This window comes from Pedobacter nototheniae (assembly GCF_004335085.1).
In the GTDB taxonomy this organism is placed as follows: domain Bacteria; phylum Bacteroidota; class Bacteroidia; order Sphingobacteriales; family Sphingobacteriaceae; genus Pedobacter; species Pedobacter nototheniae.
In genome coordinates, this window is record NZ_RQRS01000023.1 from 36,237 (window position 1) to 49,631 (window position 13,395).

At 35.6% G+C, this 13,395-nt stretch carries 6 protein-coding genes; 3 read left to right on the forward strand and 3 right to left on the reverse strand.

Annotated elements, in window-relative coordinates; translation table 11 throughout:
* Positions 1 to 18: 18 nt before the first annotated feature.
* Together EHC72_RS18070 and EHC72_RS18075 are read right to left on the reverse strand one after the other, a co-directional pair.
* Positions 19 to 1,218, reverse strand: coding sequence for a pyridoxal phosphate-dependent aminotransferase (locus EHC72_RS18070; RefSeq protein ID WP_131539118.1), 1,200 nt, complete (start codon positions 1,216 to 1,218; stop codon positions 19 to 21).
* A gap of 61 nt (positions 1,219 to 1,279) precedes the next feature.
* The gene (locus tag EHC72_RS18075; protein ID WP_131539119.1) at positions 1,280 to 1,672 is read right to left on the reverse strand and encodes a DUF1573 domain-containing protein; all 393 of its coding nucleotides are present in this window, start codon (positions 1,670 to 1,672) and stop codon (positions 1,280 to 1,282) included.
* 172 nt (positions 1,673 to 1,844) lie between these two features.
* Between EHC72_RS18075 and EHC72_RS18080 the strand changes: the two genes are divergently transcribed.
* A complete protein-coding gene (locus tag EHC72_RS18080; protein WP_131539120.1) occupies positions 1,845 to 4,268 on the forward strand; it encodes an alpha-ketoacid dehydrogenase subunit alpha/beta in 2,424 nt (807 codons plus the stop codon).
* A 222-nt stretch (positions 4,269 to 4,490) separates the two neighbouring features.
* The gene (locus EHC72_RS18085; RefSeq protein WP_131539121.1) at positions 4,491 to 6,776 is read left to right on the forward strand and encodes a tetratricopeptide repeat-containing sensor histidine kinase; all 2,286 of its coding nucleotides are present in this window, start codon (positions 4,491 to 4,493) and stop codon (positions 6,774 to 6,776) included.
* Here the strand turns inward: EHC72_RS18085 and EHC72_RS18090 are convergent, their stop codons facing one another.
* Complete coding sequence (locus EHC72_RS18090) at positions 6,777 to 7,526, reverse strand: LytR/AlgR family response regulator transcription factor (RefSeq protein WP_131539122.1); 750 nt, start codon at positions 7,524 to 7,526, stop codon at positions 6,777 to 6,779.
* A gap of 427 nt (positions 7,527 to 7,953) precedes the next feature.
* Between EHC72_RS18090 and EHC72_RS22735 the strand changes: the two genes are divergently transcribed.
* Positions 7,954 to 13,395: an MBG domain-containing protein gene (locus EHC72_RS22735; protein ID WP_165585864.1), complete on the forward strand. Its 5,442-nt coding sequence runs from the start codon at positions 7,954 to 7,956 to the stop codon at positions 13,393 to 13,395.

The window sequence follows — 13,395 nt, forward strand, 5'->3', positions numbered from 1 at the left end:
AAAATTGAAAATTGTAAACTATTTCGTTCTACCAGGATATTGTTGTAAAGCAACCTCTAAACAATCCATAGCCGTATTTAAATCGTCGATATTTAAAACATAAGCCATACGAACTTCATTTTTACCTGAGCCAGGTGTAGAATAAAAACCCGTAGCAGGCGCCATCATCACAGTTTGATTGTTATAATTAAATTCTTCCAAAATCCATTGGCAAAACTTGTCTGCATCATCAATAGGAAACTTTGCTACAACATAAAAAGCACCACCTGGGTTAGGACAAAAAACGCCATCAATATTATTTAAGCGGCTAACCAATGTATCACGGCGTAAAGTATATTCTGTATTTACTTTTTCAAAATAACTATCAGGAGTATCAACAGCAGCACTACCAGCAATTTGTTCAACCATACCAGGACTTAATCTTGCTTGTGCAAATTTTAATCCTGAGGCAATAACATCTGCATTTTTAGTAATTAAGCAGCCTAAACGAGCACCACAAGCACTATAACGTTTAGAAACGGTATCCATAATTACAACGTTTTCCTCTAGTCCATCTAAATGCATTGGCGAAATAAACTCGCGGCCATCATAACAAAATTCGCGGTATGCTTCATCAGAGAATAGGAATAGATCATATTTTAAGCAAAGCGATTTTAAAGCCTCTAATTCTTCCTTTGAATATAGGTATCCAGTAGGGTTATTAGGGTTACAGATGATGATTGCTTTTGTTTTTTCGGTAATTAATTTTTCAAACTCTGCAATAGGAGGCAGCGCAAAACCATTTTCAATATATGATAAAATTGGCTTTACTACTACATTACTCATGCAGGCAAAACCATTGTAGTTTGCATAAAAAGGTTCAGGAATAATAATTTCATCACCTTCATTTACACAGGTTTGCATGGCGATGGTGATGGCCTCAGAACCGCCAACGGTTACTAAAATATTTTCGGGTTTAATGTTGTAACCTAATTTATTATAATACTCTGTTAACTTGGTACGGTAGCTTAATGTTCCTTCGGATGGGGTATAGGCCCAAACATTAAAATCAATGTTTTTGATGGCGTTTAACATCCCTTCTGGAGTTTCAATATCTGGCTGACCAATATTTAAATGGAAAACCTTTTTACCATCCTGTTTAGCTTTATCGGCAAATGGCGTTAACTTTCTGATTGGCGATGCAGGCATCTGCAGGCCTTTTTGTGAAATCTTTGGCATGGCACAAAAATAAAAAAGTCCCGATGAAAATCGGGACTTTTTAAATATAATCGGTTAAAAATTATTTAGATGCAGCTGCAACAGTTTCTCCTTTGATATAAAGCACTTTAATAGGTGTTTTAGCGTTAGAAGTAATGGTAACAGTTTTAGTAAATGGCATTGGGCTACCTGCAGGGTTAAATGTAACCGAAATGGTACCAGTTTCACCTTGTTTTAAAGGTGTAGTAGTATATTTAGGAACAGTACAACCACAGCTACCTTCAGCTTTAGTAATAATTAAAGGCTCCTCACCAGTATTGGTGTATTTAAAATCAAATGAAACCGGTTTGTTTAAAACAACTTTACCGAAATCATGAGTTTCTGATTCAAATTTAAACTCAGCAGGTTTAGTTTGTGCTTTAGATGCTAAACCGAAACCCATTACAAAAGCGAATAATACTAAGATCTTTTTCATGTTATGTTTTTAGATATTTTTTAAAACTTTTTATTAAAACAAATTTAATTGTTTTACGTATAAAACAAAAACTATTCCAGTAATATTTTAATAACCAATATATAATTTTACTGTTTAGTGTAAAGGCAAACTTTTAATTTTGTTTATATTTGCCCGCAACCAATAATAGATCATGATGCAGAATGAAAAACTTATTACCAATTCTATTGATGCTTCTGAATTAAGTTTCAACGATTTTAAATCTATCGTTACAAACGATTATAAAATTGCCTTTGAGAGTCGGCAGGCCAGTGTTTTAGGTCGTAGAGAAGTATTAACAGGTAAGGCTAAGTTTGGTATTTTTGGTGATGGTAAAGAGGTGCCACAAATTGCTATGGCAAAAGCCTTTAAAAATGGAGATTGGCGCTCTGGCTATTACAGAGATCAAACCTTTGCCTTTGCTACCGGCATATCAACAATTAAAGAATTTTTTGCCCAATTATATGCCAATCCAGCTACAGATGCTGATCCTTTTTCTGGCGGCCGACAGATGAATTGCCATTTTGCAACGAAATCTGTCAATGAAGATGGAAGCTGGAATGATTTAACAAAAATAAAAAACAGCTCTTCTGATATTTCTCCAACAGGAGGACAGATGGCTCGTTTAGTTGGCCTTGCCTATGCTTCTAAATTATTTAGAAATAATAAAGAACTGGATTATTTAAAACATTTTTCTGTTGGCGGTAATGAGGTTGCATTCGGTACTATTGGTAATGCATCCACATCAGAAGGAGTATTTTTTGAAGCCATTAACGCAGCCGGAGTTTTACAGGTTCCTATGGCTATTTCCATTTGGGATGATGCTTATGGTATTTCTGTGCCAGCTAAATACCAAACTACAAAAGAAGATATTTCTGAAGTTTTAAAAGGTTTTCAGCGTGATGCCGATAATCTTGGTTATGAAATTTATAAAGTTAAAGGCTGGGATTATCCTGCTTTATGCGAGGTTTATGAAAAGGCAATAGCGGTATGTAGAGAAGAGCATGTTCCTGTTTTAATTCACGTTACGGAGCTTACTCAGCCGCAAGGACACTCTACTTCAGGCTCACACGAGCGTTATAAATCAAAAGACAGGTTAACTTGGGAAACTGAGCACGATTGTATTTTGAAAATGCGTGAGTGGATGCTTGAATCTGCAATTGTAACAGAAGAAGAGATTGCTGAAATAGAAAAAAATGCCAAAATATTAGTTCGAAATGCTCAAAAAGAAGCTTGGAATGAATTTTTAGAAAGCATTAAACCTGAACAAAAACAGGTTGTAGATTTTATTAGTGGCTTGGCAAAACATCAGCCAGAACTGGCTAAAATTGCCAGTCAGTTGGCTTCAACCGCTGATGCGCAACGAAGAGAAGTGTTTTCTGCTGCCCGTAAAGCAATCCGCTTATCTGCACAATTTAATACTCCAGAACGTGAGGCATTTTTAACCTGGTATGAAAATCAAGATGAATTAAACTACGATAGATATAATTCAAAATTACATACAAACGGAAAAGATCGTCCTGATAATATTCCTGTCGTAGCAGCCCAATATGACGATTTATCTAAAATGGTTGATGGCAGGGAAGTGCTAAACGCTTGCTTTAATGAAAATTTTGCCCGCGATCAGAGATTAGTTGCTTTTGGTGAAGATTTAGGGAATATTGGTGATGTAAACCAGGGTTTTGCAGGTTTGCAGGCTAAATATGGTGAATTACGAATCACTGATACTGGTATTCGCGAAATGACAATTATGGGGCAAGGAATTGGTTTAGCCATGCGTGGTTTAAAGCCCATTGCTGAAATTCAATACCTGGATTACTTAATTTTTGCACTCAATGTTTTAAGTGATGATTTAGCATCATTAGCTTACCGTACAAAAGGAATCCAAAAAGCACCTATGATTGTACGTACCAGAGGACACCGTTTGGAAGGTATTTGGCATTCAGGATCACCAATTTCTATGCTGTTGGGATCTTTAAGAGGATTACATTTATGCGTACCTCGCGATATGACACAAGCTGCCGGAATGTACAATACGCTATTTAGAGCGGATGAACCTGCCGTAGTTATTGAGTGTTTAAATGGCTATAGATTAAAAGAAAAATTGCCAAATAATGTCGGCGAATTTACGGTGCCACTTGGATTAGCTGAAGTTATTGAAGAAGGAACAGATATAACTGTGGTATCTTATGGCTCTACTTTAAGAGTGGTACAGGAAGCGGCAGAAGAGTTGCTTCAGATGGGTATTTCAGTAGAAATTATTGATCCACAAACTTTATTGCCGTTTGATACCAATCATGTTTGTGCAAATTCTCTACAAAAAACCAATAAACTTTTAGTTGTTGATGAAGATGTACCAGGTGGTGGATCTGCTTATATTTTACAGAAAATATTGGAGGAACAAAAAGGTTATTTTTACTTAGATGGACAGCCTAAAACACTGACTGCAAAAGCGCATCGTCCTCCATTTGGCTCAGATGGCGACTATTTTAGTAAACCATCTGTAGATGATGTTGTGGAAACCATTTATCAAATGATGCATGAAAGTAAGCCAGATAAATACCCTGCAATTTTTTAAATAAATTAATTTAATAAATTGAGCCTGATTGTAATGCAATCAGGCTTTTTAGCTTAAAACCTATTCTTACAAGCTCTAATATTTTTATTTTTCACTTTATTATTTTGTAATAAAAATGTTATCTTCAAGCCTTTAAATCATCCCTAATGCAACCTAAACTTTTCTCCTATTTCTATTGGGAAACCAATGTATTTCTCGTGTTACGCTCAATTTTTAGTATAAATGCGTAAACTTTTCTTAACGTTTGCATTTCTTTTTCTCCTTGCAGGAGATCTAATTGCCCAAACACCTCAAAAGAAATTAGATAGTCTTTTATCGGTTAATAAAAATTATCCAAAAGAAGATTCTATTAAGGTAGTAAAATTAGAAGGCGTTTACAGGCAATATATGCGTATGCAAAATATTGTTATGGCAGAGCAGGTAGCGGATGAAGCAATTGTTTTAGCCCAAAAACTAAATCTTTACAATAATATTGGGATGGCCTATTATAGAAAAGGTCGGTTTTATCATGGCTTTTCCAATTACCATAAAGCATTAGAAAATTACGAAATTGCATTAAGCAAATTTACCATTGCCAATAATTTAGATATGGTTGCGGGTACCTATTTAAATATGGGCGCCATGTACATCAGCATTCCTGATTATGCAAAATCATTGGAGGTTAATCAAAAAGCAATTACTATTTATTTAAAAATGAATAATGATGCCGATTTGGCTAGTTGTTATGCAAATATTGCTCAAATTTATAAAGACTTAAATCAGCAAAGCAAGGCTTTAGAGTATCTGCAAAAGGCATTAAAAGTTTTTATTGCCAATGGTGAAAGTAATAGGGGCGTTGCGGTGGTTTATAATAGTATTGCCGGAGCGTATTTAAATGCAAGTAATGCCGAATTATCTAAAATGGGTATTGCGCCCGATCAAAAATTTGGATTGGCATTAACAAACCTTCAAAAAGCTTTAAAAATTTCAGGATTTTTAAAGGATGATGGTGTTTCTGCAAGTATTTATTTGGGACTTGGAGAAACTTATGAAGGCATTTTACAAAATGATATGGCTTTGGCATCGTATCAAAAAGCGTTAGAATTTAGTAAAAACGATGACGATCAAAATGCAAAAGCAACAGTTTTACAATCTCTATCTAATTTTTACTATAAATCTGGTACTTATCAAAAAGCTATAGAACTTTCTAAAGAAGCGCTTAAAATTGCTACAGAAAATGAATTGCTGGATGAGCAAAAAAATGCGCTTTTAAGTTTAAGTTTAATTTACGAAAAGTTAAATTCGTTTGATCTGGCATTAAATTATTATAGAAAATATGTTGAGGTAAGTAAACAAATTTTTGATGAAGAAAAGGAAAGGGAAATTACCAGGAAGCAATTGCAGATTGATTTTGCAGTAAAAGAAAAAGATTATCAGATTAAACAAAATTTAACTTCTGCTGAATTACAAAAACAGGTTTTATTAGCCAGCCAACAGCAGCAACAGTTAATTTTAAGGAAACAGGAACTTTCCTTAAGCGATAAAGAAAAAAGCTTACAGCGACTTACGTTTTTGAAAAAACAAGCTGATTTAGAAAATGCGCAGAAACTTCAGAATTCAATTTTTCAAAAAAAACAACTCGAATCCAGGTATGCTACCTCGTTAAGGGATAGGCAAATTTCTAAACAAAAAGAGCAGATTGCATATGATAAAAAAATCAAAATATTTTTAATTATATCCGTCTTTCTATTACTATGCATCGCGTTTTTGATTTATTATAACCAGCGCAAAACATCAAAGCTTAATCAAATTATTAACAGGCAAAAGAAAGAACTGGAGCATTTAGGCAATGTTAAAGATCGTATTTTTAGTATTGTAAGTCATGATATGAGAACGCCTGTTAATGCGTTGATCTCTTTTATTCAGCTATTGGAAAATGGAAATATAAGTCCAGCGAAATTATATTCTTATGCGGAGAAGTTAAAAAGTCAGCTTACACATACCTCTGCTCTAATGGAAAACCTTTTAAATTGGGCAGGCAGCCAAATGCAAGGTTTTGTTCCAATAATTGAAACTGTAAAAGTGAAAGCACTTACTGAGGAGGTAACCAGTGCACTTTACCCACAACTTTTAAATAAGAATATTCAAATAATTAATCGTTTTTCTGAAGATTTACATGTTATTACCGATCATAATATGTTAGCCCTTATTTTAAGAAACCTGATCAGTAATGCCATAAAATACACACACAATGATGGCGAAATTATTTTAAGCGCCAATACAACGGCTGGGTTTTTTGAATTGTGTGTGGAGGACAATGGAATTGGTTTGGAACCAACTCAAATAGAAAAATTTAACAGTGTTGATTTTTTTAGATCGGAAAAAAGCAAACTAGGAACAAATAATGAAAAGGGAACAGGTTTAGGGTTATTGCTTTGCAAAAGCTTTATTGGTATTTTAAACGGAAGCATTACCGCCTTACCCGGTAAAGAAAAAGGAAGTACGTTTATGGTAAAACTCCCGAAGTAATTATTTTATAAATCTAGTTATTGTTTTTTCATTTATTTGATCTAGTAATTGCTGTCTAACGGTAACACTAACAGGAACTACAAAATTATGGTTCAAATGAATTTCATGGTTTGTAAGTGTAGAAATATGTTTTAGGTTAACAATATATTGTTTATGCACTCTTAAAAAAGAGCTTGCAGGAAATTGAATTTCTAAATTTTTTAAGTTAACCAAAGTTACATGCATGGCTTTCTCGGTATAAATTTTAGAAAAATCACCCATGCTTTCTACATAAACTACATCAGAATAATATAATTTACTGATGCCTTTAGTTTCTTTAAAAAAGAAAAAATCATCGCTATCCACCTCAAGTTTATTGTTTTGGATTTGTTCTCTATCTAAAGCACTTTTCAAGGTTATATATTCTATCGCCTTATTGGTTGCTTTTAAAATTCTTGTAAAGGTGGCTGGTTTTACAATAAAATCGAGTGCATCAAGGTTAAAGCTTTCTACTGCATACTCGGTATAGGAAGTAATAAAGATAAAAATTGGTTTATTTAATGTGCTTTTAAGTAGTTCTAATCCGGAAAGCTCAGGCATATCAATATCGGTAAAAACAATATCAATCTTCTTCGTTCTTAAAACTTGCATGGCCTCCAATGCATTTTCACATATATCTACAATATTTAAGGAAGGTATTTTTCGGAGGTGCATTTCAATTGCATCTCTTTCTATTTCATTATCATCAACAATGAGGCAATTATATTTCATTAATGGGATGGATTAAGGATTGCGTAAAGATAATTGTTTAAAAGAAAATTAAAAGATTAAATCCATAGATTTTGTAAGATAATAATTACTGAATAAATGTTGTTTTGAAACGAGTATAAAGTGTGTTGTTTAGGTTTTTAATAAATATTAGCAATCTAAACTAAGGAAATTTAGCATGGTTAAAACTACAAGATGCACAAAATTTGAATTTATTCTTCGCTCTTGTTCTTCAAAAAGCAATCGCTCATATACTTTTTATAGGGTTTAATATACAATTAAAAATAATCCTCTTTTTTAATATAAAATTTGAAGATTAGGATTTATTATAAGGCGCTCTCTACCATTTTTTTAATGGAGAAAATCCAAAACTAGGATTCAGGTTTCTTTCTCATTTCCTAAGCCAAATTGTAACTATTTATTTCCCTATATGATTAAAAATCTACATTTATCCCGATGGTGGTTTAAGCCGATTTTGCCTTTGCTCGTTTTATTTACGTGGCTCGGGGCAAGTGCTCAAACATTCAATTTTACAACAGCTGGCGCAACAGGAAGGTTGGGCCCAACACAAAGTCAAATTAATACCAGTTATACGGCTACAACACTAAATGGTAAGGTAACCTCAAACAGTGGTATTCAATCATGGACCGTTCCTGCAAATGGAAAATATACAATTACGGCAAAAGGTGCGCAGGGTGCTACAAATGGAGGAAAGGGCGCAACTTTAAGCGGAGAATTTAATTTGCTGCAAGGCCATGTAATCAATATTGTAGTTGGTCAAATTGGTACAGGAAGCGGAGGTGCAGGTGGGAGTTTTATTTTTGATGCAACAAGTTCCACTTTATTAATGGCCGCCGGTGGTGGTGGCGGTGGTGCTGATAACGTAAATACACAAGGACAGATTACAACCAGTGCTTCAGGAGGATTTGCTACAAGTGTATATAATAATAATTTTGCTGGAAAAGGTGGTATAAATGGTGGCGGTGGCGGTGCCGGATCGGCCTCAGATAACAGTACTTCAGGCGGGAATGGTGGAAATGGAGCAGATGGAGGCAATACCGTTGGTAGTAGTTCAAATGCTGGTGCTGGTGGCGCAGGCTTTTTGGGTAAAGGGGGTAACAGTGCTGGAAATGCAGTTCAGGGCGGAGAAAAATGGGCAAATGGTATGCTTGGTGGCGTTGGTCCTGGTAATGGTGGCTTTGGTGGCGGTGGTGCTTCAAATTCAGGCTCTGGCGGCGGTGGCGGTTATTCTGGCGGTGGCGGTGGCGGCTGGACAGGGAACTGGAGTGGCGCATACGGCGGTGGCGGTGGATCTTTTAATGGAGGCAGCAATCAGGTAAATTCAATAGGAACAAATCCTGGCGATGGCTCCGTAACAATTGATAAAATTACACAGCCTAATGCACTTTCTTTTGCCGGTCCGATAGATCGTGTTGATGTTCCAGTAAACTCAACGGTACAAGGTAGCTTTACAGTAGAGGCATGGCTAAAACCAGAAGACCTTTCTGATATGGTTATCTTCAGTTCAAGAATTAGCAACGGAAACACATTTGATATTCAATTTAATAGTAATGGTTTTCATGGCGATATTGGTAATGGCACTAATTGGTTAACTACTAATGCAGATGCTCCATTTACTCGTGTACCTGGAAGATGGCTACATGTTGCTTATGTTGTAACCCCAACAGGGTACACAATTTATGGAAACGGTGAGGTAATTGGAAACGGCAACTATAGCGGCGTTATACCTGTGCTTTTTAACAATGGTACAAACTTTCAAATTGGTTATAATTCATTCAATCAATTTACGAAAGGATTAATTGATGAATTAAAAATATATAATACTGCTTTAACGCAAGCCAATGTACAGGCAGATATGGTAAGTACAACGGCATCTGTTCCTGGTAATTTGATAGCTTATTACAGCTTTGATCAAGGTAATGCAGGAGGAAATAACTCAACTATAACAACCTTAAACGATGATGCTGGCGCTAATTATAATGGTACACTGGTAAACTTTACTTTAAATGGCAACAGTTCAAATTGGGTTGGAAGTTATGCCATGATTATTCCAACAGGATTAGCCGCTACACCTGTGGCAAGCAAATCTTTTACTGCAAATTGGAGCGCTCCGGCATCCGGAACGGTAAATAAATATTATTTAGATGTAGCTACAGATGCTAATTTTACCAATTTGGTAACAGGATATAATAACCTTGATGTAAGTAATGTATTGCTTTATAATGTTACAGGTTTAAACCCGAATACTAATTATTATTACCGTGTAAGAGCGTACAATACTGCATTAAATGCACAAGGAGCAAGCTCTAAAGCGGTTATGGTTACTACACTAAAAGCAAATCAAACATTAACTTTTGCTGCAACAGCATCTAAAATTTATGGCGATGTTGATTTTACAGCTGGCGCAACGAGCGACAACGCTGGTTTACCAATTACATATGTTTCAAGCGATCCAACTGTTGCCACGGTAACTTCATCAGGTACAGTTCATATAGTTAAAGCTGGTACAACTACTATAACAGCCAGTCAGGCAGGTAATGGAACGTACAATGCAGCAACAGATAAGCAGCAGGTTTTAACCATTTCGCCTAAGCCAATTACTGTAACGGCAACTGCAAAAACTAAGGTTTATGGTGATTTAGATCCTCCGTTAACGTATACATTATCTTCACCACTGGTAACAGGAGATACATTTACAGGAGCACTAGGTAGAGCAGCAGGAGAGGCTGTTGGTAGTTATGCAATTAATAAAAATACGTTGGCTTTAAGTGCAAGCTATACTTTAACTTTTACAGCAGCTAACTTAAGCATTACGCCAAAAGCTTTATTGGTAACAACAGGCGGTGTAAATAAAGTTTATGATGGTACTACAGCAGCTACAGTTGTTTTAGGTGATAACCGTTTAGCAGGTGATGTATTTAACATTGGCTATACAGCTAATTTTAACACGAAGGATGTTGGTACTGGCAAAACGGTTTCGGTAACAAATATTGTGCTTAGTGGAACCGATGCTTCAAACTATACCCCAAATTTAACATCAACTGCAACAGCAGATATTACGCCTAAAATTATTACTATCAATGCAACCGCAGGACAAACAAAGGTTTATGGTGATGCAGAACCTGTTTTAGCTTACACAACATCTGCTCCATTATTTGCTGGTGATAGTTTTACAGGTGTTTTAAATAGAACATTAGGTAATAATATAGGTAACTATACAATTAATCAAGGTTCTTTAACGGCTGGCACTAACTATGCCTTAATTTATCTTGGCAACAATTTTAGCATTACAACAAAACCAATTACAGTTATTGCAGATGCAAAAACTAAAACTTATGGTGATGTTGATCCTGAGTTAACTTATACTTTATCAACACCATTAATAACTGGCGATGCATTTACAGGTGCTTTAACCAGGGTGACTGGTGAAAATATTGGTGCCTACAGCATTAATAAAGGTACACTTGCGTTGAGTGCTAATTATAATTTAAGCTATACCGCTGCAAATTTAACTATCGGCCAAAGAGCCCTTGTAATTACTGCAACAGGTATTAATAAAGTTTATGATGGAAATACCAGTGCAACTGTTAACTTAACGGATAATAGAGTAACAGGCGATGACCTAACACTAGCCTATACAAATGCTTCTTTCACAGATAAAAACGTTGCTGCGGGTAAACCTGTAACCGTTAATGGCATTACCTTAGCTGGTACAGCTGCTGCTAACTATACTTTTAATACAAGTGCCAATACAGTTGCGGATATTAATACTAAAGCATTATTGGTAACCACTAGTGGTGTAAATAAAGTTTATGATGGTAATGCAACTGCTACAGTAGTTTTGGGCGATAACCGCTTAACTGGGGATGTATTTACTGTTGCTTATGTAGCCAACTTTAATAGTAAGGATGTTGGTATTGGCAAAACGGTTTCTGTAACAAACATTGTTCTTAATGGAACGGATGCCTTAAACTATACATCAAATTTAACATCCACTGCAACAGCAGATATTACACCTAAAATTATTACGGTTAATGTAACTGCAGGTCAAACAAAAATATATGGAGATGCTGATCCTGTGTTTACTTACACAACATCAGCACCATTAATTAGCGGCGATAGTTTTACTGGAGCATTAAGCAGGGTAGCTGGTAATAATATAGGCAACTATGTAATTAATCAAGGTTCTTTAACTGCTGGAGCCAATTATAGTATAATTTATGTTGGTAATAACTTTAGCATTACAGCAAAATCTATTGTGGTTACTGCTGATGCAAAAAGCAAAACCTATGGAGATATTGATCCAGCGCTTACTTACACTTTATCAACCCCGTTAATTAGTGGCGATGCCTTTACTGGTGCTTTAAGTAGAGTAGCTGGTGAACAGGTAGGAACGTACCAGATTAATAAAAACAGCTTAGCTTTAAGTAGCAACTATGTACTAACCTATACTGCTGCCAATTTGGTGATAAATAAAAAAGCGCTAATTGTATCTGCAGATAATAAGACCAAATTACAAGGTGCCGCTAATCCTGCACTTACAGTAAGTTATAATGGTTTTATAGCTGGAGAAAACGCTAGCAATTTAAATACACAGCCTGTACTTGCAACTACTGCCAATGTGGCTTCTCTACCTGGTACTTATCCAATAACAGTAGGTGGTGCCGTATCCAATAACTATGCTATTACATACAATAGTGGAACTTTAACAGTTCAAGCTTCTGTAATTACTGATATTACCTTAGCAGCAACGCCGCTTTATGAAAATAATGCAGCAAATGCACCAGCTGGTACATTAAGTACGGTAGCAAACGATCCGGCAGGAACATATACTTATACTTTAGTTTCGGGTGCTGGCGCTGATGATAATGCTAAGTTTAATATATCTGGCAATATTGTTAGAGCAACTGCTGCCTTAGATTTCGAAACACAATCTATTTATAGTATTCGTGTTAAAGCAACTTCTCAATTTGGTGTAAGCTTTGAACGTAGCTTAAGCATCACTTTGTTGGATGTAAATGAAATACCAACACTTAATGCAATTAATAACCAAACCATTTGCTACACTTCAACAGCGCAAACGATAGCTTTAAGTGGTATTACAGCAGGACCAGAGGTTGCTCAAACAACAACCATTTCTGTAACTAGCAATAATGCTGCATTATTTGAAAGCTTAGCTGTAGCTAAAAATGGAACAACCGGAACATTAACTTATAAAGTTAAAGCAGGTGTCGCTGGCACAGCTACTGTAACCGTTACCGTAAAAGATAATGGCGGTACGGCAAATGGTGGTGTAGATACTTTTGTTAGAACATTTACCATTACCGTTTTCGAACTTCCTGTGGTAACAATAACTAGTGATAAAGGAACGGATGTAAGTAAAGGCGAAACCATTAAGTTAACCGCTGCAGGTGGTGTATCTTATGTATGGAGAGCTGATAATAGCATTCTTGCTGGACAAAATACGGCTGTTTTAACGGTTAGACCGAGCGTAAACACTACTTATACTGTTACCGCTACCAATGCAAATGGCTGTACACAAACCAGCAGTTTTACCATTAACGTGGCTTCAGATTTTGCTAAACTTAAAATTACAAACCTACTTACACCAAACGGTGATGGTTTTAATGATAAGTGGGTAATTGAAAACATCGATTTATACCCAAGTAATGAAGTGAAGGTTTTTGATAAGGCAGGACGTGTAGTTTACACTAAAAAAGGATACGATAATAGCTGGGATGGATCTTTTAACGGTGCACCTTTAAAAGAAGATACTTATTACTATATCGTTGATTTTGGATCTGGCTTTGGAAGATTGAAAGGCTTTATCACAATTGTTAGAGAACAATAA

Coding starts and splice junctions, on each gene's coding strand:
- EHC72_RS18070 (WP_131539118.1), bottom strand. CDS start 1,218: ATGCCAAAGATTTCACAAAAAGGCCTGCAGATGCCTGCATCGCCAATC.
- EHC72_RS18075 (WP_131539119.1), bottom strand. CDS start 1,672: ATGAAAAAGATCTTAGTATTATTCGCTTTTGTAATGGGTTTCGGTTTA.
- EHC72_RS18080 (WP_131539120.1), top strand. CDS start 1,845: ATGATGCAGAATGAAAAACTTATTACCAATTCTATTGATGCTTCTGAA.
- EHC72_RS18085 (WP_131539121.1), top strand. CDS start 4,491: ATGCGTAAACTTTTCTTAACGTTTGCATTTCTTTTTCTCCTTGCAGGA.
- EHC72_RS18090 (WP_131539122.1), bottom strand. CDS start 7,526: ATGAAATATAATTGCCTCATTGTTGATGATAATGAAATAGAAAGAGAT.
- EHC72_RS22735 (WP_165585864.1), top strand. CDS start 7,954: ATGATTAAAAATCTACATTTATCCCGATGGTGGTTTAAGCCGATTTTG.